18 protein-coding genes are annotated in these 22758 nt (G+C 41.7%); 5 read left to right on the forward strand and 13 right to left on the reverse strand.

Annotation, left to right across the window (positions count from 1 at the left end):
- Window positions 1–413 (reverse strand): glycosyltransferase (locus tag ACLL8Z_RS02290; protein ID WP_411273134.1); only part of this gene is annotated, 413 nt, incomplete at its 3' end.
- The gene (locus ACLL8Z_RS02295) at window positions 410–1771 is read right to left on the reverse strand and encodes a peptide MFS transporter (protein ID WP_411273135.1); all 1362 of its coding nucleotides are present in this window, start codon (window positions 1769–1771) and stop codon (window positions 410–412) included. The genes ACLL8Z_RS02295 and ACLL8Z_RS02290, both read right to left, overlap by 4 nt.
- 236 nt (window positions 1772–2007) lie before the next feature.
- Here ACLL8Z_RS02295 and ACLL8Z_RS02300 point away from each other — a divergent pair, with 236 nt between their 5' ends.
- The gene (locus ACLL8Z_RS02300; RefSeq protein WP_411273136.1) at window positions 2008–3258 is read left to right on the forward strand and encodes a DUF819 domain-containing protein; all 1251 of its coding nucleotides are present in this window, start codon (window positions 2008–2010) and stop codon (window positions 3256–3258) included.
- 66 nt (window positions 3259–3324) lie between these two features.
- Here ACLL8Z_RS02300 and ACLL8Z_RS02305 read toward each other — a convergent pair whose 3' ends face one another.
- The 3 genes from ACLL8Z_RS02305 to ACLL8Z_RS02315 all read right to left on the reverse strand — a co-directional run bounded on the left by ACLL8Z_RS02305 (window position 3325) and on the right by ACLL8Z_RS02315 (window position 6698).
- Window positions 3325–4215 (reverse strand): hypothetical protein, encoded by an 891-nt coding sequence (locus tag ACLL8Z_RS02305; protein WP_411273137.1) that lies wholly within the window; start codon window positions 4213–4215, stop codon window positions 3325–3327.
- A 1-nt stretch (window position 4216) separates the two neighbouring features.
- Window positions 4217–5395, reverse strand: coding sequence for an acetyl-CoA C-acyltransferase (locus tag ACLL8Z_RS02310; RefSeq protein ID WP_411273138.1), 1179 nt, complete (start codon window positions 5393–5395; stop codon window positions 4217–4219).
- A 289-nt stretch (window positions 5396–5684) separates the two neighbouring features.
- On the reverse strand, window positions 5685–6698 hold the full coding sequence (locus tag ACLL8Z_RS02315) for a metallophosphoesterase family protein (RefSeq protein WP_411273139.1): 1014 nt from the start codon (window positions 6696–6698) through the stop codon (window positions 5685–5687).
- A gap of 94 nt (window positions 6699–6792) precedes the next feature.
- Between ACLL8Z_RS02315 and ACLL8Z_RS02320 the strand changes: the two genes are divergently transcribed.
- The 3 genes from ACLL8Z_RS02320 (at window position 6793) to ACLL8Z_RS02330 (ending at window position 10640) form a co-directional block, all read left to right on the forward strand.
- On the forward strand, window positions 6793–7653 hold the full coding sequence (locus ACLL8Z_RS02320) for a metallophosphoesterase (protein WP_411273140.1): 861 nt from the start codon (window positions 6793–6795) through the stop codon (window positions 7651–7653).
- Between the two features lie 291 nt (window positions 7654–7944).
- On the forward strand, window positions 7945–9381 hold the full coding sequence (locus tag ACLL8Z_RS02325) for a phytoene desaturase family protein (RefSeq protein ID WP_411273141.1): 1437 nt from the start codon (window positions 7945–7947) through the stop codon (window positions 9379–9381).
- A gap of 2 nt (window positions 9382–9383) precedes the next feature.
- Window positions 9384–10640: a YeiH family protein gene (locus ACLL8Z_RS02330; protein WP_411273142.1), complete on the forward strand. Its 1257-nt coding sequence runs from the start codon at window positions 9384–9386 to the stop codon at window positions 10638–10640.
- A gap of 227 nt (window positions 10641–10867) precedes the next feature.
- Here ACLL8Z_RS02330 and ACLL8Z_RS02335 read toward each other — a convergent pair whose 3' ends face one another.
- The 6 genes from ACLL8Z_RS02335 to htpG form a co-directional block, all read right to left on the reverse strand.
- Complete coding sequence (locus ACLL8Z_RS02335) at window positions 10868–11305, reverse strand: OsmC family protein (protein WP_411273143.1); 438 nt, start codon at window positions 11303–11305, stop codon at window positions 10868–10870.
- A 179-nt stretch (window positions 11306–11484) separates the two neighbouring features.
- Window positions 11485–12027 (reverse strand): DinB family protein, encoded by a 543-nt coding sequence (locus tag ACLL8Z_RS02340; RefSeq protein WP_411273144.1) that lies wholly within the window; start codon window positions 12025–12027, stop codon window positions 11485–11487.
- A gap of 253 nt (window positions 12028–12280) precedes the next feature.
- Window positions 12281–13522: a nucleoside recognition domain-containing protein gene (locus tag ACLL8Z_RS02345; RefSeq protein ID WP_411273145.1), complete on the reverse strand. Its 1242-nt coding sequence runs from the start codon at window positions 13520–13522 to the stop codon at window positions 12281–12283.
- 183 nt (window positions 13523–13705) lie between these two features.
- Window positions 13706–14935, reverse strand: a complete 1230-nt coding sequence (locus ACLL8Z_RS02350) for a M14 family zinc carboxypeptidase (RefSeq protein ID WP_411273146.1) — start codon at window positions 14933–14935, stop codon at window positions 13706–13708.
- Between the two features lie 396 nt (window positions 14936–15331).
- Window positions 15332–15706, reverse strand: a complete 375-nt coding sequence (locus ACLL8Z_RS02355) for a DoxX family protein (RefSeq protein WP_411273147.1) — start codon at window positions 15704–15706, stop codon at window positions 15332–15334.
- Window positions 15707–16008: 302 nt separating this feature from the next.
- Window positions 16009–17889, reverse strand: coding sequence for a molecular chaperone HtpG (htpG, locus tag ACLL8Z_RS02360; protein ID WP_411273148.1), 1881 nt, complete (start codon window positions 17887–17889; stop codon window positions 16009–16011).
- A gap of 200 nt (window positions 17890–18089) precedes the next feature.
- Between htpG and ACLL8Z_RS02365 the strand changes: the two genes are divergently transcribed.
- Window positions 18090–19865 (forward strand): L,D-transpeptidase family protein, encoded by a 1776-nt coding sequence (locus ACLL8Z_RS02365; RefSeq protein ID WP_411273149.1) that lies wholly within the window; start codon window positions 18090–18092, stop codon window positions 19863–19865.
- Window positions 19866–19959: 94 nt separating this feature from the next.
- Here ACLL8Z_RS02365 and ACLL8Z_RS02370 read toward each other — a convergent pair whose 3' ends face one another.
- Window positions 19960–21552, reverse strand: coding sequence for a peptide chain release factor 3 (locus tag ACLL8Z_RS02370; protein ID WP_411273154.1), 1593 nt, complete (start codon window positions 21550–21552; stop codon window positions 19960–19962).
- Between the two features lie 169 nt (window positions 21553–21721).
- Window positions 21722–22660 (reverse strand): Smr/MutS family protein, encoded by a 939-nt coding sequence (locus tag ACLL8Z_RS02375; RefSeq protein ID WP_411273150.1) that lies wholly within the window; start codon window positions 22658–22660, stop codon window positions 21722–21724.
- Between the last annotated feature and the right edge of the window lie 98 nt (window positions 22661–22758).

The raw sequence follows: 22758 nt of genomic DNA on the forward strand, positions 1-22758 counted from the left end.
AAAACACGGCTCATCGGCCAGTTCACCACATTTACACCTTTGATGTACCGTGAACCAATCGCCAGGTCGGCACCGTTTATACAAGCCATTTTCAGTTTTGAAAGGTCTGCGGGATTATGTGAGAAGTCGGCGTCCATTTCAAAAATATAGTCATATCCACGCTCCAGAGCCCATTTGAAGCCTTCAATATAGGCAGTGCCCAGGCCTAGTTTTCCTTTTCGTTCAAGTATATGGAGCAAGCCCTCATATTCATTTTGAAGGCTGTTTACAATATCTGCAGTGCCATCCGGCGATCCATCATCCACAACAAGCACATGGAATACCTCGGTGAATGAAAAGACCTTACGAATAATGTTTTCGATGTTTTCTTTTTCATTGTAGGTAGGAATGATGACAAGGCTGTCTGATGTCACGCTGTCGCTGTTTTTCCCATCGTTTCTTCAGAAAAATCCTCCGCACCATGGGTAAGACGTATAAGTGGTTTTTTGATCGCGATTACCAATCCTCCTATTATTGTACAGAAAATAGCTATACCAGTAAAGATCTCTAGTTCCCCTGCTGTTTGAGACCAGACACCTACCCAGGCAGCCACATAATTTCCGAGTCCCGTGGCTGCAAAAAATACCCCCATCATTATTGAAGCATATTTTAGAGGAGCCAGCTTGGTAATAAAAGAAAGCGCCACAGGAGATGCACATAGTTCTCCGACGGTATGGAAAAGGTATGCCAGCACCAGCCAATACATTGCTGACGAACCATTAGACTCGTGCTGTAGTGATGCAGCAGACATAAACAGGAAACCCCATCCCATAATCACAACACCTATTGCAATTTTAAATATCGATGATGCTTCTTTACCCTTCTTTTTCCAGTTGTACCAGAAGCCGGCAACCGGGATTCCCAACGTGATAATAAAGAATGCATTTACAGACTGGAACCAGGTTGCGGGAACTGTCCAGTTTAAGAAGCCAATCACCCGATCAGTTTTCTCAGATGCATACAAGTTCATTAATCCACCGGCTTGCTCAAATGATCCCCAGAATACGATTATCATCAGAAAAGAGAGCAACATTACTTTTACCCTGTCCTTTTCAATGGCCGTCAGAGGTTTGCTTTTAATAGCTTGATCCGCTTTTGATAGTTCTTTAGTCGCTTCGCCAACTCCCTTCAAATCCTTATGCCCCAGAATAAATATTATCAGCCCTATTGCCATTCCTATACCTGCAAGTCCGAATCCATAATGCCATCCCATCGTCTCGCCCACATATCCGATGATAATACCTGCAAGGAAAGCACCAACGTTTATCCCTATATAAAAAATAGTAAAACCTTTGTCTCTTCTGTCATCACCTTTTGGATAAAGCCCGCCAACCATTGTAGAGATATTCGGTTTTAAACAGCCTACACCAGCAATAATGAGTCCCAAGCCAATATAGAAGGCTGTAATGTTCTGAACGGCAAGTATGCTGTGGCCCACCACAAGCAGTGCTCCGCCAAGAATAACGGCTTTCTTCTGACCGATAAATTTGTCAGCAATGATACCCCCCGGAATAGAAGACAAGTACACCAGGAATGTGTAGATGCCATATAATTTTAACGCCTCACTGCTTGTCCACCCATATCCCGGATTCTCTCCGTTTACAGATGAAACAAGAAAGAGGACTAAAAGTGCCCTCATTCCGTAAAAACTGAATCGTTCCCACATTTCTGTAAGGAAAAGGATATACAATCCACGCGGATGTCCAAAGAGTTGTTTTTGCTGAATTTCCATTTTTGGTTAGTTGTTAGTTGTTAGTTGGTTAGTTGCCTGCCTGCCGGTAGGCAGGTTAATTATTGGTCTGATCGAATAACCATATTGGTACGCTCGGTGGAAGTCTTGGTTCGTGATTCCTGGCTCCTAATTTGGCTCTTAATTCCTGGCTCATAATTGAGTAAAAGTTCAATTATAATTAAATTTTGTCTAAAATTGGTGTTTTATATAAGTACAGCTTATATTAATTATCATAAATGACAGCACAAATCCCGTTAATTACTAATGATGCCGTTGTACTAGGGTTATTAATGAGCATTTTGGGGCTTGTTTTCTGGTCCTCCGAAAGCAAGATTCCTTTCTTCACTAAGTTCTACAACGTCATACCTCCAATACTGCTTTGTTATTTTCTGCCCGGCTTACTAAACTCCTTTGGAGTAATTTCAGGTGAAATCTCATCTCTATATACAATTTCATCCAGGTTTTTGTTGCCGGCGAGTCTTGTGTTGTTCACACTAAGCCTTGACTTAAAGGAGATATGGAAATTGCGTAAAAAGGCCGGACTAATGTTTCTTACGTCAACGGTCAGTATTTTACTGGGCGGTCCTATTGCGGTTTTTCTGATCTCTCTCTTCGCTCCGGAAATAGTGGGAGGGGTGGGGCCTGATGCTGTCTGGCGGGGTTTGGCAACGGTTGCTGGAACCTGGATTGGCGGCGCGGCTAACCAGGCGGCAATGTTTGAGATATTTAAACCCAGTGCGAATCTTTTTTCTGCGATGGTCACTTTGGATGTTGTGATTTCTTATACCTGGATGGCACTTTTATTATATGGTGCTAACCAAACAGTAAGGATAAACAAATGGCTGAAGGCTGATGACAGCTCGGTTAATGAAATAAAAGAAAAAATTGAAGCATACCAATTGTCGACGATGCGCATTCCCAGTACACCGGATATTATAATGATCCTCGGTGTTGCTTTTGGAGTTACAGGAATAGCGCACCTCGGCGCAGACAATATTGCACCCTGGGTTACTGCTAATGCTCCGTACTTGAGCAAGTTCAGCCTTACATCCGGTTTTTTCTGGATCGTGATCATCGCTACAACCATTGGAATGTTTTTATCATTTACCAGAGTGCGAAATCTCGAAGCTGCGGGAGCATCCCGACTGGGAAGTGTACTCCTATATGTGCTGATAACTACTATCGGAATGCAGATGAACATCATGGCCATTTTTGAAAATCCTGGTATTCTCCTAGTGGGTATAGTCTGGATGATGATCCACGCATTAATCGTGATTATTGTTGCCAAACTCACTAAGACTCCATTCTTCTTTCTGGCTGTAAGTAGTATGTCTAACATCGGAGGCCCGGCTTCAGCGCCAGTTGTAGCGGGTGCCTTTCATCCATCCCTTGCTCCTGTAGGAGTTTTGCTAGCTGTATTCGGATATGTTGTAGGAACCTACGGAGCATATATTTGCGGATTGCTAATGCAGGCGGTCGCACCGTAATTGGAAATAGATAATAAAGATTGGAGAATAGAGAATGGCTGCGTGCACGAGATTCTCAATTCTCTATCAAAACCTTTTCGGATCATTAAAATTCTCGTCCTGATCCGTCGGTTGATTTGATACTTTAAGATCTTCAACAAGCTTCCAGCGACCGTTAGCTAAATGATACCCGTCATATGAGAAGTCGGGACCATAGAGTTCAAACCTGCCTTTTAACCTATCATCAGGAGGCGCCAGGTGATCAAATATTATCGTGCCTGTTTTTATATCCCAGTTTAATACCATTGAGGCTTTGCGGTCGTATTCAAATATAACTCGCTTTTTTGTAGCATTTTCTTTGTCTCCATCAAAAACGGGCATCCCAAAGTAGGCTTTATTGTCTTTGAAATGAATTACATCAATTACTTTTTTCGTTGACTTAACGTTATTGCCTTTCCACCCTAAAAGGATATAGTAGGGCGTTTTAACATTATTTAGTACTGATATTATCCGGTAATACTGCGCACCATACCATTTGTCATTCGTGGTTATGCTATCGGCAGGTTTTTTAAACTCAGAGGTATAATCTACTAACGGAAACATTTGAAGTTTTCCATCCGGATTATTCATCTGAACAGATCCGTAGTACCGGTAGCTTCCATCGGCATTCATGATATGCCAGCTAAAAATTCTGAAACGCTTATCTGAAGATGATTGAATTGAAATTGATTTCAATGAATCGAATGGAAAATTGAAAGAATAGGGCGTTTTCAAAGCCCCGACAAGAGTTTTAATGAATTTATAGCTTGCATTGTAACGCTGAGGTTCAAGGCTGTCGTTAATCATTTTGAAGCTAAGATTTTGGAGGGTATCCTGGTATGCTTTTAAACGCTGATTACCTGCACTAGCTGAATGCTGTGCCTGAGAGCTAATGCCCAGAAATATTATGATGGCCAGTATGTGTGCTGCCCGTATCATTCTATGATAAGTTCTCTATTACCATTGCACTTGCTCCGCCGCCGCCATTACAGATACCAGCTACACCGATCTTTCCGCCGTTTTGCTGAAGAACATTTACAAGGGTAACTATTATTCTGGCTCCTGAGGCTCCCAGCGGATGCCCCATAGAAACAGCTCCGCCATTTACATTTACTTTTGAAGGGTCAAGCTCTAATATGCGGTTATTTGCAAGAGAAACTACGGAAAATGCCTCGTTGATTTCATAGTAATCTACCTCATTCGCCTTTAAGCCAGCTCTTTCAAGCGCAGCAGGAATTGCTTTTGATGGCGATGTAGTAAACCATTCGGGTGCTTGTTGTGCATCTGCATATGAAACTATTCTTGCGAGAGGTTTAATTCCAAGTTCGTCAGCCTTTCTTTTGCTCATTAATACCAGGGCTGCTGCGCCGTCATTCAATGTTGACGCATTAGCAGCAGTAACAGTACCGTCTTTCTGAAATACGGGCTTTAATGAAGGGATTTTGTCGAATTTCACAGCTGTAACTTCCTCGTCTGTGTCAATTGAGGTAATATCACCTTTTCGGTCTTTTATTTCAACCGGCACGATCTCCTTACTGAATCTTCCATCAGCCTGTGCTTTTTGAGATCTTTTATAGGATTCTATAGCATAAGCGTCCTGGTCTTCACGGCTAATTTTGCAATCTGCCGCGCAAAGCTCTGCAGCCGAACCCATATGATAATCATTATACACATCCCACAGACCATCTTTTACAAGTCCATCAATTATCTTTCCATCGCCGAGACGATAACCATTTCTTGCCTTGTCGAGGTAGTAGGGAACATTACTCATACTTTCCATACCACCCGCAACTATGATATCTTTTTCGCCTAGGGCAATACTTTGAGCAGCAAACATCAGCGCTTTAGTTCCTGATGCACATACTTTATTAACAGCCGTTGCCGGGATATCAGGCAGGCCGGCGAACTTGGCAGCCTGTGTTGCAGGTGCTTGTCCCACATTTGCAGACAGCACATTACCCATAATTACTTCCTGAACCTGTCCCGGGTCAATTCCCGCACGCTCTACGGCGGCTTTAATGGCAATTGCTCCTAATTGACTTGCAGAAAGGCTAGATAAGCTACCACCAAAACTTCCGATGGGGGTGCGTACTGCTGATATAATATAAACTTCGTTCATTAATTGATTTATAGGAGCTGCAAATTTAGCAATCTGCTCTTGGATAATAACGTTATGGAAGTTCTTTTGTTACGCACAATCGTTTTCAACTCCTGCTGATTTATTGGGTCAAAATTATTCTGCAAAAAGCAGTGTGATAGCTGTGAAATCTGTAATATCAGCAAATTGCTGCATTTCCTTTTCAATATCTTAACCTTAAACGTATTTTTATCTGTGAGTGATCTAAGTGTGATCCATGTGTGATCTCCCTATGACGCTGTTATGTTGTATAGTGCGATTTTAATTTAATTTACCTGATTTCTTTCCTTGAGATTCCGTTAAAGCCAATCACAGAATCTGGCAGACTTGATGCGTTTATAAGCTGAATGCCGGGAGTGTAGGTTTTATAATTGAAATCTGTGGGGTTCTTAACCGGTATTTCAATAATCGTGTAAGATTTTTGTGCCTCTGCATTATACCCAATAAGTGTCCTCGGTGCATCCCCAATTGCTCCCATATTAAGAAATCGTACACCGTCTTTTTCTGCCGGATAGTAGGCATGCTGGTGGCCGCTTATATAGAGGTCAAGCCCGTACGTTTTGAAGAATTTTAATGCTGCTTCAGGATCTGAATTTACCTCGCCCGGTTTATTCTTGCTATCAACTATCGCATAAAGTGGTAAATGACCGATGAGAATCCGTAGCCGTGCCTTTCTGGCTATCCTTCCCTTGAGCTGAGCTTTCATCCAATGGTAAATCTCTGGTTTAATTTCAGCACCGGCCGCATCCCAGCTTATTATGAATACATTATTTTTTATATAGCTGTAATAGAAAGGGTAATTCGCTGAATCGACAAAAGTGAGGTTAGTTGAATTTACATTCTCTTCCCAGAAGTCTTTAGAAAACTTTCGATCTCTTGAAAATGAGGGAGAGGCGTCGTGGTTGCCAACCGTGAATCCGAACGGGATCTGCAGCTTGTTAATTGGATTCAATACTACTGACTTAAAGCCCGCCCACATTTCCAGTATGTTTTGATCGGTTAAAGATGCTTTTTGGCCAGCTACCATATCCCCTGAACATAATATAATGTCTGGGTCGATAGCCGGCAGCTGTCTAATTACCTGCCCAACTTCCTCGGGATAAGCAGTCGATCCATAACTTGCATTCAGGTCGCTTATCACACAAATTTTTAAGCTTTTGTTTTTCTGTTCTTTTCTAATCCCCGAACTTACACTACTTTGGGTAGGGAAGGGCCATGGTTTAAAAGCTGTGAAAATTCCAGCAACAAAGAGTATGACGAGTATATAAATGAACCTTAACTTCATGCTAATATTTTATTCAAAATTAATTAAATATGTTTGACGACATTCATGCTCTACTTTATTTAACTCTTAATTTCACAAAGTAAAAGACGAAAAAATGCTTAAATACATATACAAAATAGCGTTAATTTTAACGTTACTAGTTATCATTTCCGGCTGTGCATCCATAAGATATACCGACAGGTTTTCTTTCTTTCAAATGGCTGATACACAGTTCGGATTTTTTAATGAAAATAAAGAGTTCAGCCGGGAAACCAGAAATTTTGAAAAGGCTATTTCGGAGACAAACCGTCTTAAGCCAGCATTCATCGTAATATGCGGCGACCTTGTTAATAAGCCAGGCGACATGGCGCAAATAAATGAGTACAAGCGTATTGCGGCTATGCTGGATCCTGCTATTAAGATTTACAATGTTTCCGGCAATCACGATGTGGAAAATATACCAACTCCCGCCGCTTTACAATATTACCAGCAGCATTTCGGCCCCGACCGTTATACATTTCGATCAGGTAATATATTCGGCATTGTGCTAAATTCTTCGCTTATCAAGGATCCTGCAAAGGCTCCTGACGAGGCCGCTGCCCAGGATGCTTGGGTTAGAACCGCGCTGGAAGATGGAAAGAATTCTGGAAGCAGGAATATCATGATTTTCATGCATCATCCTTTTTTCCTCAACTCCGCGGATGAGCCAAATCAGTACTTTAATATCGATTTAGACAAAAGAAAAATATATCTCGAGCTGTTTGAAAGATATAAGGTCAGACAGATTTTTGCAGGCCACTACCACCGAAATGCCGGAGGCCGAGCAGGCAACATTGAAATGATTACAACCGGCCCAGTCGGACGGCCGCTCGGTTCTGATAGTTCAGGTTTTAGGATTGTGAATGTTGATGGAACTTCCGTAAAGCATAAGTATTACCCCCTGGATTCTTTGCCCGAAAGGTTGAATATAAAATAGGTGAGGGCAAGAGTACATTGTATACGCCGTCGAAATTAGCATTTCAGGAATTAATTAGCATGTTTAACTCGACGGGTAGTTGAATTGCCAGATAAAGTTATGGACAAGCATGTTGGGTGATGAGTACCAATGTCGACTCCTCTATACACTTATTTAAGAGGACTCTAAGCATACAAGCCTAAAGCACAAAGAAGCACAGTGATGCGGGCAGGAGTTTTTGCATAGATTATTCACCATGTTTTGCTGGTAATTAAATAGATTTAATGATATTCAGGCTTTGAAAGAAGCTAAGTGAATACAGAGTATGATGCGGTGGTTGTCGGCGCGGGACCCAATGGTTTATCGGCTGCGATAGTATTGCAGGAGGCAGGACTTTCGGTGCTGCTACTCGAAGGGAAGGAAACCATTGGCGGAGGGTTGCGTTCTGCGGAGCTTACCCTTCCCGGATTCATCCACGATATATGTTCAGCTATTCATCCTTTAGCAGTGGGCTCACCATTTTTCAATAAGCTTCCTTTAGATAAGCATGGCCTTGAATATGTTTACCCGGCCATTTCCGCCGCCCATCCTTTTGATGACGGTACAGCAGCTATACTCAAGGGCTCGGTTGAAGAGACTGCTTCCAGATTAGGTAAAGATAACAGCGCTTATTCAACCCTCTTAGCTCCCCTTGTCAGGAGCTGGCCAGGCATGGCTCCTGATGTTCTTGGACCCTTGCATTTTCCAAAACACCCGCTCAATATGGCTGCATTTGGCTTAAATGCCCTAAGATCTGCAAGCTCACTTTCCGGTCGCTTTAAAACGAAAGAAGCGAAAGGGTTTTGGGCCGGAATGGCAGCACATTCGATACAACCTTTAACCAATCTGGCTACATCGGCAATTGGCCTGGTTCTTTTAGCCACTGGACATCTTCAGGGATGGCCAGCCTCAGTAGGCGGCTCGTTTAAGATCGCAAATGCCCTTGCATCTCACTTTAAATCCTTAGGTGGTAAGATTCAAACAGGAATTCCCGTTCGTTCGATGAATGACATCCCGTCCGCGAAAGCGATTTTATTCGATCTTACCCCAAAACAAATACTCGATATTGCGGGCGAAATATTATCGCCCCTCTATAAATGGCAGCTCAAACGATACCGATATGGAATGGGTGTTTTTAAGATCGACTGGGCTTTAAACGGACCTATTCCTTTCTCAGCACCTGAAGCTCGATTGGCTGGAACCATTCATTTAGGAAACACATTTGAAGAAATTGCCAACAGCGAACTGATTACTTCAAGGGGCCAAATAGTAGACAAGCCTTTTGTGCTGCTTGCCCAGCAAAGCCTGTTTGATAAAAGCCGTGCTCCTGAAGGCAATCATACTGCCTGGGCTTACTGCCATGTTCCAAATGGATCATGTGTTGACATGACGGCAGCAATTGAAAACCAGGTTGAACGTTTCGCACCCGGATTCAAGGACCAAATTCTGGCTAAGCATACCATGAATACTTTAGAAATTGAAGCGTATAATCCCAACTACATTGGTGGAGATATTAATGGCGGTGTGATTGATCTTGGTCAGTTATTTAGCCGGCCGGTTCTAAGATCCTCGCCTTACCGTACTTCAGCTAAAGGGATTTACATATGTTCTTCTTCCACGCCGCCTGGAGGGGGTGTGCATGGAATGTGCGGTTACTATGCTGCTAAACAAACGCTTAAGGATATATTTCACACCAAAACTTTACTATAATTATGCCAGAAACAAAGAAATCTGTTCTCCATGAGGACTGGGTAGTCGTTATTCTCGGAGCTCTAATCATTGCAATTTCAATAGGAGGACTAATGCTACCAGTACCCGAATTCAGCTGGAATAATGCTACTGAGCTTTTCGAATCGGTTTTACATCCCACAAATTTGGGTATAATAGCTCTTCAATTCGCGTTAGTCCTTATTATTGCAATAATTGGGGCACTGCTAAATGGGCGATCACTGAAGGATTATCTGATAGGTTTTCCTATTGTATATTTAATTACAATCCTTGCACTAATTTTGGCTGGAAACAGTCGTGTTAAGGCAATTAATCTGGAGGCTGTTATCTTTAGCCTTGCCCTTGGCCTGGTAATCAGTAATTTCTTCAGACTTCCTGAATGGCTGAAATCTGCTTTATCAACTGAGTTATTTGTAAAAATTGGTCTAGTTCTACTGGGTACCGGTGTAATATTTTCCGATATTTTGAAGGCAGGTTCTTTAGGCCTGATCCAAGCCATAATCGTGGTGGTAACCGTCTGGTATTTCGCCTACTGGTTATGTAAAAAACTAAAGGTTGATGATGAATTAACCATGATGATTTCAAGTGCAGTATCGATTTGCGGTGTTTCTGCTGCTATTGCAACATCAGGAGCGATAAAGGGGGATTCGAAAAAACTTTCATATGTGATTTCCATGGTCCTGATCACAGCGATCCCGATGATGATTTTTATGCCCTTGATAGCGAATTATATTGGCCTTTCGCAGGAGGTAACGGGTGCATGGCTCGGCGGGAGTATTGATACAACGGGTGCAGTGGTCGCCTCAGGATCATTGGTCGGTGAAGAAGCGCTGAAGATCAGTACGATAGTAAAGTTTTCACAAAATGTGCTTTTGGGATTAGCTGCTTTTGGGATTTCTGTATTTTGGACTTATACCAAACATCCGAATTCAGAAGATCCTGACTCGAAACCTACTATTGGGGTCATATGGGAACGTTTTCCAAAGTTTGTGCTTGGATTTATCGGTGCCTCAATTTTATTCTCTTTTTTACTTGATTCAGAGACAGTTAGTTCGGTGAAAGGAAGTCTAAAGAATTTGCAGGGATTGTGGTTCGCACTCGCGTTTACAAGTATTGGACTTGAAACTAACTTCGCAGATTTGTTCGGGAAGCAAAGTAAGAAGCCCTTCTATGCTTTTTTAGTTGCTCAGACGTTTAACGTATTGATAACACTCGCCGTTGCATTAATATTATTTGATTAGAAATTAAGATTATCTTGAATTTGGATTAAACTATAAAGGCCTTTTGATTTCAAAAGGCCTTTCATAGATAGGTGAGTAGGGTCAATATTGTACGATTGCAAGAAGCGTGCCGTTGTGGCATTAGTGATCTCTTATCCGTTGCCAGGTTGGTTCGTTTAAACGCCTGGCCTGCTAACAGGAAACGGGCAAACCTTAGAAATGGCCAGTGCTCAAGATCAGACGAAATCCTACTCCTCTTTTCCCGGCATTAAATTACTTGTTATCACGATTGGGTTGGTTATGATTCTGTGTAGTGGACAACTATCGGCTATTTGCAATATACGTTGTCTTTGCTCCTCGTCAATACTTCCCTCAATCCTAATATGCCTTTTTATGTACGTAGTTTGCTGCTGATTCCCTTTGACGATATCCATTGTCAGGTCCACAAATATCCGGTCGACGGGCCATTCTTTATGATCTGCGTACATTTTTAAAGTCATAGCGGTACAAGTACCCAAGCTTGCGAGCAAGAGTTCATTCGGATTTATACCCAGATCTTCACCGCCACTGGACGTAGGCTCATCTGCAATAATACTATGCCCGCTGGCTCTAATTTCTGATCTATATTTATCCGTACCTATTTCAACGGATGTACATGACGTACCTATGCAATGTTCCTGGTCCATATTAAGTATTGAGTATCAAGTATCAAGTATCAAGTATCAAGTAGAAAGTATCAAGTAGCAGATATCAAGATCTTTTTATTTTTCACAGGAAAGGGGAGGACTCTACTACAAACCTCAATTCCAGACAAATTATCTGGGTAATATTCCCCAAATCTTTATACTTGATACCTGCTACTTCCTTATCCGGCCATTTCATCGACTTGCGTACCTGCCATAGGCATGCTGATCACATTACCATGATGAATCCTGCTGTTACTCCAAAAATTACCAGCAAGTTTAAATATCTTATAAAACTGATGAGATTCGTGAAGCAAAAAGAATTCAAGCCACTGGCAGAGATTCATCCGGCCAAGCACTGCATGGGTGCCAATCCTGGAAAATTCCGCAGGAACCAGGTTTTTAAGCATTAATTTCATCTCATCTCGCACGCGATAAATTTCGTGCAGCAGGGCACCCGTTGTGCGGGCAGCCGTAAACTGATACTCAGGATCGTTATCAGCATCATAGACAAGAAAAAAAGGATTTATTTCAGTACTAATCGTTTTAAGCCTTTCCATAAAAATATATTGGTAACGGCACAAATATGCTATTGTCTCATGAATAGACCATTTATCGGGCATAAATCGCGTGTGGATTGCCTGTGCAGGAAGGTCTTCAATATAATGGTTCAAGATCCGGTACTGGTTGCAGAAGCGGTTCATTGTTTCAGCGTGGATTTCCATCGTGTTTAGTTTTGGTGTGATAATAACGAAGGTATGCGGGGCTTGTTTCAAGTATAATTAAGAAAATATTATCTTTTAAAAAAAAAGTTGTTTAAAGCATATAAAGAAAGAAAAAGTTCATAATATTTCGGGAAACTTAAGGAGTAATACGTTTTAGGTTATACGTGCTCGGCGTATACGCACAACGAATAAGTAGAATTCTAACATGGAACTATCAGGAGGATTACCACGTATCCCATAAAACGTCAAACCCCTAAATCGTTGAGCCGAAAAACATATACGCCAACAAAATCGCCGCAATAACTCCGACAAAGTCGGCTATAAGCCCGCAAACCAATGCATACCTTGGTTTTTTGATTCCAACGGATCCAAAATATACCGCAAGTATATAAAAGGTTGTCTCGGTAGAGCCCTGGATAATACAAGCAAGCCTGCCCTGGAAGGAGTCAGCTCCATAGGTTTTCATTACGTCTACCATTAGCCCCCGTGCACCACCGCCACTGAGAGTTTTCATTAATCCAACAGGCAGAGCGGGAACGAAGTTTGTATCTGCGCCGAAAAGAGCTACCAAAGAACCGATAGCATTGACTACATAATCCATACAGCCTGTAGTACGAAAAGCGCTAATGGCAACCAGTATAGCAATCAGAAAAGGAATAATCATTATAGAAGTGCTGAAACCTTCCTTAGCACCATCAATAAAAGCTTCGTAAACGTTAATTTTTTGAAATGCGCCGTGAACTATAAAGAGTGTAATTACTGAAAAGATGATGATTCCACCCAGTAGACCCGCATATACCTGTATCTGGTCGGGTGGAAGCGATCCAAGCCAGAAATATAAGCCAAGCATTAGGGTAATGAAAAAGGCAAAAAATGCCAGTATTGGTAATTGCAGGAGATTTATTTTCTGATATATAGCCACTGCGATCATACCGGCTAGAAATGAAATGAACGTGCCAATCAGACACGGAATAAAAATATCAGCAGGGTTGGCTGCGCCGTTCGCCATTCTTAAGGCTATAACCGAAGTGGGGATAAGAGTAATTCCTGCCGTGTTAAGCACCAGAAACATAATCATTGCATTACTCGCAGTATCCTTAACGGGATTCAGTTCCTGCAACTCTTTCATCGCTTTTAAGCCAACCGGTGTTGCAGCATTATCAAGTCCTAATGCGTTTGCAGAAAAGTTCATGATAATGGAACCGTTTGCCGGATGATTTTTTGGAACATCAGGGAAAAGGCGGCTGAAGAAGGGACTCAATCCTTTTGCAAAGAGGGAGATCATCCCGGCCCGTTCTCCAATTTTCATGATACCTAACCAGAAAGTCATGATCCCTATCAAGCCAATGGAAATTTCTGCACCTGTTTTTGCACTATCGAACATTCCATTTACCACGTTCATGAAAATCGCAGTGTCGCCGAGAAAAATCAGCTTTACTAAAGCAACGACAAATGCGATGACAAAGAATCCGATCCAGACGTAATTTAAAGCCATAGGGAGTTGTAAGTTGTAAGCGTGCGGACTAAGTTATGCTTTTTTTTATTTGGACGTTAAAGGTGTAAAAACCCATGGTATGGTCGGGACCCTGTTTTAACTACTAATTTTCCTGCGCTCTTTTATCCGTTAACACGTGAGACTTATAACTTACAACTATCACTTATAACCTACCACTTAAAACTAAATCGAATGGTTTGTTAGCACCCCATTCTCAATCGCCAACAAAACTTCCAATCCGTCCACTAGTATTAAATCCGCTGGTTCCTCAAATTTCATTTTATTTGTTTGTATCAATATAAAAGACTCACAATTGATATCCTTATAGCCGAATCTATTCGATAAATCGCCAATATCTCCTATGAGATAGGAACAACTCACTGTCCGCAAATCCTCTGAGATAATTTCCTTTACTATTAAGCCAATGTCTACAGAATACTCTAAACCGTTTGAGGCGTCCTGGTTCAGTTTTCCTGATTCAGTTTTCACTCTACAGTTCCGTAGCAAAATCTGAAAATGGTGTAGTTTATTTTCAGGAATAGCGAAGTAATCCTCCGAAGTCTTATTAAGGAAACTTTCTCCGCCGATGGAGAGAAGACCCTGGACGATTGAAAGGAATACCAGCTTCCTGATATGCTGTTTCTCCGGGTCATCGGGATAGCCCCCGGCTTCAATTAAGATAGTACTGGTGCCAGCAGCCTGAAAATTATCGCCAAATGCCCGCATCTCATATTCTTCATCAAAACGACCCACATGTCCAGGAATAACTTTCTGCAGAGTATCATCCATTTCAGCAATAGCCTGCATGGCTTTTAGTCTGACGCTGTTTATACTTAGGGCATCGTCGTAAGCCGGGGCGAGAAGCGAAATAGTCGCCGGGGTTCCTAGATTGCCAGCCGACCACATAGTAGTCTGGTCGTGTAAATTAAAGCCAAAATGCGGCTGTATTTCATCCCTTAGTTCACGTAGCATCCTTCCTTCCGGCGATGCTTGACCATGAAAATCTCGATTTATATCTATTTCCTGAGCATTCCTGCGCTCGAAAACCTCAGCACCATCCGGGTTAACCATAGGTAAAATGTACAAGGTGCAATTCTTGAGTATAACATTGTTTAAATCTTGCTGAGATTCATCCCCAAGGAAATTAAAAAGGTCCATCAAGGCCATGGTTGCCGTTGCCTCATTGCCATGCATCTGGCTCCATAAAAACACTTTTATTGAACCACTTCCGCACTTCACAAGGTTGAGAGAACGGCCTTCGAAAGATTTTCCAACCTCCCTTATTTCGAATAAGCTGTTCGTTTTAAGCGTTTCCAGGAGATCCTGCAAATCACTATGTTTAAAAAAGCGATTTGTAAAATTCCTGCTGATGAAAGTGTGGTAGGAGTAAAAAAGGGAAATGATGGGGTTCATACTACGAATGTAGGAATATTGCAGCAGGTCTGAAAAGTGAAATTTGAGGTCTGAGGCTTGGTGGGTCTGCCGGACCTTTTGGCAAGAAAAATGAACTGATCAGCTAGATCTAAAAAAATCGAGTTTATGACTACGGAAGGGGAGACACCATGTGCTATGGCTGGACGATCACCATGGTGTATAAAGAGAAAATCCAGAAACTTATGGTATGATGTGCCCATTGAGTTTGAAACTTCCGGCTGAGAGCCTGGTAATGCCATTCAACCGTGGATTACCAGGCAGGGCCGTATGCTGGCAGATATTGGAGCACCGCCCGCCTTTACGCGACCAGAAATAGCCGTATACCAAATTAGTTTATTTCAGGACCCTGTGGACCGGATAAATGCGCAGAAGTGCTTAGTCCCTGATCATTGGTTCATATTTGCTCCGATAATCCATGATTGCCAGGATATTTATTGCCATCAGTACCAGTGCGATAATGATCCCGCTCTGGTCGATAATTGCATGATGTATAATTACCCCCACCATTACCGGAAGTATAACAATGGCTCCCAAAGCGCGTGTTCTGGGAATCAAAAACAATAGCCCGCCGATTATTTCAACAGCTGCAACCAGCGGCATCAGCCAGGTGATCGACGTAAATGCGGTAAAAAATTTAATCTGCTCCGGAGTGAGCTCCGGCATCGGCATGTAATTCAAGAACTTGTTGAGTCCTGCATTAATGAACATCAGTGCAAAAAGGACGTAAAGTACCGTTTTGAAAATTTTCATAACAAGAGATAAGATTAAGGTTAAGGTTGTGGAAATTAATCATCTCGTGTTTGAAGAGCAAGAGATTGAGAAGAAGTGATAATTAAATGACGAATGGTTATCATAGCACAGACCACAAGCCCGCCCGGTTAAATAATAAAACCCGCCTCACCAAAGTGAAACGGGTTTGTATCAATTAAACTCTATTCTTAATTAATCAATATGGTCAAAGGGCAGGGGGCTCGATGAAACGACCTCATGTACGCCAAGATAGGCCCATACTCTGACAAGCAATGATCTAATCGTTCTATTTACCCTGTTAGTTAAATCAAGCTTACACTCCGGTTTACAAATTCTGTCAGCTCAGCACCGGTCAGCATGCCTTGTGACAATAGAGCGAGATCAAAAGCCTGTTTCGCTAACTGGATCTGCTCTGTTTCATCAGTAGTTTGTAGAATTTTACCCACAAGCTTATGGTTTCCGTTAATGGTCACATTGTAACTGTCCGGTAAATTTCCGTAGAAATTCATGCCACCCATTGCCGACATATCTTTCATTCTTCGCATGAATTCATCCATAGTTACGATGACCGGAAGTTCATCAGGATCTAAACTATCAACTTCAACTTTCATATTTGGTTTAATTACAGCCTTCTCGAAAATAGCTTTCACTTTCTCTTTTTCCTCATCATTCAGGACCGCAAGGATATTATCATCTTTCGATATAATTTTATCGGCTGATGCAGCATCCACACGTTTCAGTGAAGTTTTTTCTAGTTTCTGCTCCATTTGGCTGATGAAATGCGTGTCGATGGGTGAATCCATCAGCAGTACATCATAACCCTTTTTATTCGCCGATTGGATGAATGTATCCTGCTTCGACGCATCTGTTGCATAGATCAATACGAGGTTGCCATCTTTATCAGTTTGCTTATCTTTTACTTTCTCCTTGTATTCCTCAATGGTGGAAAACTCCTTATTTGTATTTCCCAATATCACGAAGTCTTTTCCCTTTTCGTAGAATTTTTCTTCGCTTATCATTCCGTATTTTACGAACAGGCCAATATCGCCCCACTTTTCTTCGTAAGCTTTTCGATCAGACTTAAACAATGAAGCAAGTTTGTCAGCAACTTTTTTTGTTATATAGGTATTGATTTTCTTTACAGAACTATCTGCCTGAAGAAAACTGCGGGAAACATTCAAAGGGATATCCGGTGAATCAATTACACCATGCAGCAGCATTAAGAACTCTGGTACAACATCTTTGACCTCATCGGTAATGAACACCTGGCGTGAGAACAATTTGATCTTGTTGCGCTGCATTTCGAAATCATTTTTAACCTTGGGGAAGTATAAAACGCCAGTAAGGTTAAATGGATAATCTACATTCAGGTGAATCCAGAATAACGGCTCATCTGAAAAGGGGTAGAGCTCCTGGTAAAATGCCAGATAATCCTCGTCTTTAAGCTCCGCTGGGGATTTCGTCCAGATCGGTGAAGTGTTATTGATGATATTTGGGACGTCAACCGATTTATATTTTGGTTTTCCATCAACATCCTCTCCATCTGGCTCAGAAGTAGATTTACTTCCAAATTGCACCGGGATCGGCAGGAATTTACAGTACTTGTCTAAAATCCCCTGTAGCTTACCCTTATCAAGAAACTCTTTTGATTCTTTATTTATGTGTAGAATGATATCTGTTCCCCGCTGTGTGCGGCTACCTTCGCTGATTTCAAACTCAGTACTGCCATCGCAGATCCAGCGTGCGGGTTCAGAATCATTCTGGTACGACAGGGACTGGATCTCCACCTGGTCGGCCACCATAAAAGCGGAGTAAAACCCGAGCCCGAACTTTCCAATTATTTCATTTGCATCTTTAGCGTCCTTGAACTTTTCTACGAACTCCGTAGCCCCCGAAAACGCGATCTGATTAATGTATTTTTTTATTTCTTCGCCAGTCATACCCAAACCATTGTCGGAAACAGTAATTGTCTTTTTCTTCGCATCGAATGAAACAGACACCTGAAGATCTCCCAAGTCTCCTTTGTATTCTCCCAGCGATGAGAGGCGTTTAATTTTTTGTGTAGCATCCACTGCATTTGCTACCAGCTCTCTCAGGAAGATCTCGTTATCAGAGTATAAAAACTTCTTAATGATCGGAAAGATGTTTTCCGTGTGGATCGAAATGGTTCCTTTTTCTTGCATATTTATCTGTTTGATGATTGTGTTTTAGCTCTACACGGTGTAACAAAGGATGTTCCAAAGGATTAAGAATGTCAAGTTGGCACAAAATGGGATTTGATAGCATAAAGCACTGAAATTCCTAACTTAAGCTTCGGCACATTTGTTGCATAAACGAATACGGAACTAAAACCTAAGTTATCATTCCATTTATATCACTGAATATGAACCCTATAAACCTTCACACCACACCAAAATTTGAACGAATTATGTATAAAACAATACACCGTGGAAATTCATATCTCCATTTTAAGACAGTTGCTAAGTCTGTAAAAAAATATCTGTTTGTTCTTGCAGGTATCTGCACTATAGCTTTATCATCTGCATGTGGCGGTAAAGCCACACAAGAGCGACAAGTAGCCAGCAAACCGCAGCCTATTCTGGATAGTACCTATTACATCGGCTATATGAATAACGATCCGATGTTAAAGGAACATACTGACTGGGCAAAGAAATTTTACCGCGAACGCGAGTTTAGGCTCGGTTGGTTTAAGAATAACGAGATCGTTCCACAGGCGCAGGAAATGCTGACCATGATTAGCAAAGCTGGCGAAGAAGGACTTGATCCGAAAAAGTACCAGTTTAAGGATTTCACTACTATGTTTGCTAACCTTGAGGCTTCGAAGCGGGATTCTGCCAAGTTTACCGAAATTCAGAAAGAGATAGATGTTGCACTTACATCTACGTACTTGGTTTGGGCATCCGATTATTACCGGGGTGTAGTTATTCCGCGGGAAAATGAAGAAATAGAATGGGACGTAAAACGCAATAAAATCAAACTTCATAAGGCTCTGATGACCGTTTTGAATGAGAGGGAAAGTAAATATTCATATGCAAGTTTTAGTCCCCTTCATCCTGATTACGCAAGGTTAAAATCCGCTCTTGCAGCATATCGTAAGATTCAAGCGTCCGGTGGCTGGCCTAAGGTAAGTGCCAGTTCTAAATTGAAAGAAGGTCAAAGTGCTCCGGTTGCTTCTTCTTTGAAAAAGCGCCTCGGCCTTACTTCGACAGATTCTATATTCAATGCTGAAGCTGTTACTGCTCTTAAATCGTTTCAATCAGCGCAAGGTCTAAAACCTGATGGTACACTTGGATCCGAAACGGTGAAACTCCTTAATGTTTCCGTAGATCAACGAATTAAGCAGATCATTTTAAACATGGAAAGATGGAGATGGATACCTAAAAGTTTCGAAGAAGATTACCTGATCGTGAACATTCCGGAATACCGCCTGCGTGTATATGAAAAAGGAAAAGAGCGTCTTGGCATGAACGTAATTGTTGGAAAAACAATGAATAGTACTCCAATATTTAGCGATAAAATGGAAAATGTAGTTTTGGCGCCCTATTGGAACGTACCAGCTAGTATTGTAAAAGACGAGCTGGGACCTAAAATATCAGCTGATCCTGGGTATCTGGAACGCTCAAATATGGAACTGGTTGATGCAAAGGGAAATCAGGTTAGCCCGTCTGAGGTAGACTTTGCGTCGGTTACCCGCGATAATTGGAAATATATTCTGCGCAAAAAACCTGGACCTAAAAATGATCTTGGCGATGTAAAATTTATTTTCCCTAATACGAATGATATATACCTTCATGATACTCCGCATGATGAACTATTTAGTCAGGCAAAACGAAATTTTAGCCATGGCTGTGTGCGTTTAGAAAAGCCGCTGCAGTTAGCAGAGTATCTTTTAAGACCAGTAGGTTGGAATATGAGTAAGATCCAAACCACCATCGCGGGAGGGGTGGAGAAGCATGTTAAGCTTAAAAAAGTTCTTCCGGTGTATCTCGTTTATTTCACAGCCTGGGCTGATGAAAGTGGAAATGTTCATTTCCGTGATGATATTTACGGACATGACAGAACTTTAGCGCAACAATATTTCAATGAGGTTAGCGCCAATGTAGTGAAGCAGAAGTCGGCCGGACAAGGGAAGTTCTAAATTAGTTGTAGGTTATAGGTTATAAGTTATAAGTAATAAGTCTGAACGCCTAACACAGCGTCTAGAAACTTATAACTTACAACTTACAACTCCCCTAAGCCTGTTGCCTCTTAAACTCCGAAGTACTGTGAAATTCGACATCTGGAAAATCCCTTTTTGCCAGATTGAGTGTCCAGTCATTATCTGCTAGAAATACTGGGTTGCCATCTTTATCTGTCGCAATATGATGGTGACGCCTTTGAACAATCTCGTTTAAATTTTTCTTTTCTTTTGATGTTAACCAACTTGATTTTCTGAAAGTGAGTGGCCTGAAAGCACATTTGGCGCCATATTCGTGCTGCAGCCTAAAGGCAATAACTTCATATTGAAGTTCTCCCACCGTACCAATGATTTTTCGATTGCCGGGCTGTTGCACAAATAGCTGTGCTACACCTTCTTCAGTAAGCTGTTGTAAACCTTTTTCTAACTGTTTCGATTTTAGTGGGTCCCGGTTTTCTACCTCTTTGAAAATCTCCGGCGAAAAGCTTGGAATGCCCTTGAATTGGAGTTGTTCACCTTCAGTGAGCGTATCGCCAATTTTAAAGTTACCGCTATCGTAAAGTCCGACGACATCTCCTGGCCAGGCTTCCTCAACGAGACTCTTCTCATTAGCCATGAAATCCATCGGGTTAGAAAATTTTAATTTTTTACCCTGGCGGGTATGGTAGTAGAATTTATTGCGCTCAAATTTCCCCGAGCAAATTCTTAAAAACGCTATCCTGTCACGGTGATTAGGGTCCAGATTTGCATGGATCTTAAATACAAAGCCGGTAAAGCCCTTTTCTGTTGCAATAACCATTCTCTCATTAGCTTCCCGGCTTTTCGGGCTCGGCGCGATTGAAACGAAAGTATCCAGTAATTCACGGATTCCAAAATTATTGATAGCACTTCCGAAGAAAACAGGAGCAAGCAAGCCTTCGAGGTAAAGTTCTTTGTCTAATGTACCGTAAATGCCCTCCACCAGTTCCAAATCATCCTTTAATGTTTGTAATTCTTTTGGTTGCAAATGTTCCGAGAGAAGTTCATCATCCAGATCTTTTACATGGATAAGCGTTTCGGCGATTTTTGATTTATCGGGCCGAAACAAGTTTAGGGAGTTATCGAATATATTGTAAACTCCTTTAAAATTATGACCTTGCCCAATAGGCCAGGATAGGGGACAAACACTTATGTTTAAATTATTTTCGAGTTCATCTAGCAGATCAAACGTATCTTTTCCTTCCCGGTCGAGCTTATTTATGAAAATTATTACGGGTGTGTTACGCATCCGGCAAACATCCATCAGCTTTTGAGTTTGCTCTTCTACCCCTTTTACGCTGTCCACAACTAATATCACACTATCTACTGCAGAAAGCGTCCTGTAAGTATCTTCGGCGAAGTCCTTGTGTCCCGGTGTGTCTAGAATATTAATGCGTTTACCATTATATTCGAAACCCATAACAGAAGTCGCTACAGATATTCCTCTCTGTTTTTCTATCTCCATGAAATCCGATGTGCTGCTTTGATTCGCTTTATTCCGTTTAACCGTGCCAGCTGTATTGATCGCACCGCCAAACAGGAGAAATTTTTCTGTTAACGTGGTTTTACCTGCATCCGGGTGACTTATGATTGCAAATGTTTTTCTTTTCTCGATTTCGGGATTGAGCATATTATTATTGGAAGTGATCGTAGTCACGTCAAGGGCTAATTTGTAAAAAAGCAAAGGTAGTAATTTTTGTCGCTTCAGATTTCGGTATGGGTAGTTCTATCGTGACATCACACGGTTCCATTCACCCGGTTCTGAGTTTTGTGGATGTCTTGATTCCTGGTTCTTGATTCTATTTCAAAAACACCTCAGTTGCTCCATAACCAAACTTTTCCCTGTAAGCATCCATAAACGTCTTAACCTGAGGATGTTTGCTGGCAACTTTACATATCTCATTTCTGAGGGTACCGTTACCGCTGCCATGAATGAAGATTACTGATGGCAATTTGTGTACGATCGCAGCATCTAGCTTCTTTCGGAAAAATGCTACCTGAATATCCAGAATTTCGCTGTTTTTGAGGTATTGATGATCATCGCGAAGTTTTTCTATGTGAAGATCAATCTCCTTCCCTGGATTTTCAACCTGCAGTTTTTCAGCAGCAGGTCGATAGAAGCTTTCCTTCAATTTCTGTGGGTCGATAATGGGTTCATCGGAATCCAATTGGATCAGCCAGGCAGCTTGTTCCAGATATTCTGATGTCTTTTTAGCTCCAGAGAAATCTTTCGCACGGAATTTTTCTGAAAATTCGATGGGTTTTTTTAGCTCCTTAGTGTTACCGGACGAAAAGAGAATTTGTAAATGGATTTTAGGCCATTGATCCAATTCATTTAACGATGCAGAATACATTTGAACAGCTGATTTTGGCGTGATAACTCCGTAAAACTGGCCTTTAAATTTATCTGATTTTTCCGTTGTGAGAACGGCCAATAGCACGTAAGAAGTGCCGTTCACAAGGTTTATATGCACGACAGAGCCCGCTTTTTTATCAGGAACTATAGCGAGGAGTATCCCAGACGATATGAATTCAGCGTCCACCGCCTTGCTATTTTCAAACACAGGCTCATCATCCGCGCTTTTGCCGTGAACCCTTGTAACCTGGCTTGCTAAAACCGGAATTTCGAATCCGTCTTCATCAGTGACCGCAATAGTTTGATCGTCTATAATGCGGGTAATATATCCTTCCCGGCGCTCTTCGACAAAACGCACAAACTCACCTAACTTGTATTTCATTGGATTTTTATTCTGGTGTAAATTTACAAATTAAAATATTCTGGCGCGGGAGCTTCAATTGTTATATTATTAATTATTCGAATTTAAGCTCGCCAGTG

Source organism: Daejeonella sp. (genome assembly GCF_046590655.1).
GTDB lineage: Bacteria > Bacteroidota > Bacteroidia > Sphingobacteriales > Sphingobacteriaceae > Daejeonella.

Bases quoted from the DNA above. Each gene is read 5' to 3' on its own strand.
- ACLL8Z_RS02335 (WP_411273143.1), bottom strand. From the start codon at position 11,305: ATGGACCAGGAACATTGCATAGGTACGTCATGTACATCCGTTGAAATA.
- ACLL8Z_RS02310 (WP_411273138.1), bottom strand. From the start codon at position 5,395: ATGAACGAAGTTTATATTATATCAGCAGTACGCACCCCCATCGGAAGT.
- ACLL8Z_RS02355 (WP_411273147.1), bottom strand. From the start codon at position 15,706: ATGAAAATTTTCAAAACGGTACTTTACGTCCTTTTTGCACTGATGTTC.
- ACLL8Z_RS02345 (WP_411273145.1), bottom strand. From the start codon at position 13,522: ATGGCTTTAAATTACGTCTGGATCGGATTCTTTGTCATCGCATTTGTC.
- ACLL8Z_RS02350 (WP_411273146.1), bottom strand. From the start codon at position 14,935: ATGAACCCCATCATTTCCCTTTTTTACTCCTACCACACTTTCATCAGC.
- ACLL8Z_RS02295 (WP_411273135.1), bottom strand. From the start codon at position 1,771: ATGGAAATTCAGCAAAAACAACTCTTTGGACATCCGCGTGGATTGTAT.
- ACLL8Z_RS02365 (WP_411273149.1), top strand. From the start codon at position 18,090: ATGAACCCTATAAACCTTCACACCACACCAAAATTTGAACGAATTATG.
- ACLL8Z_RS02320 (WP_411273140.1), top strand. From the start codon at position 6,793: ATGCTTAAATACATATACAAAATAGCGTTAATTTTAACGTTACTAGTT.
- ACLL8Z_RS02330 (WP_411273142.1), top strand. From the start codon at position 9,384: ATGCCAGAAACAAAGAAATCTGTTCTCCATGAGGACTGGGTAGTCGTT.
- ACLL8Z_RS02375 (WP_411273150.1), bottom strand. From the start codon at position 22,660: ATGAAATACAAGTTAGGTGAGTTTGTGCGTTTTGTCGAAGAGCGCCGG.
- ACLL8Z_RS02305 (WP_411273137.1), bottom strand. From the start codon at position 4,215: ATGATACGGGCAGCACACATACTGGCCATCATAATATTTCTGGGCATT.
- ACLL8Z_RS02370 (WP_411273154.1), bottom strand. From the start codon at position 21,552: ATGCTCAATCCCGAAATCGAGAAAAGAAAAACATTTGCAATCATAAGT.
- ACLL8Z_RS02300 (WP_411273136.1), top strand. From the start codon at position 2,008: ATGACAGCACAAATCCCGTTAATTACTAATGATGCCGTTGTACTAGGG.
- ACLL8Z_RS02340 (WP_411273144.1), bottom strand. From the start codon at position 12,027: ATGGAAATCCACGCTGAAACAATGAACCGCTTCTGCAACCAGTACCGG.
- htpG (WP_411273148.1), bottom strand. From the start codon at position 17,889: ATGCAAGAAAAAGGAACCATTTCGATCCACACGGAAAACATCTTTCCG.
- ACLL8Z_RS02315 (WP_411273139.1), bottom strand. From the start codon at position 6,698: ATGAAGTTAAGGTTCATTTATATACTCGTCATACTCTTTGTTGCTGGA.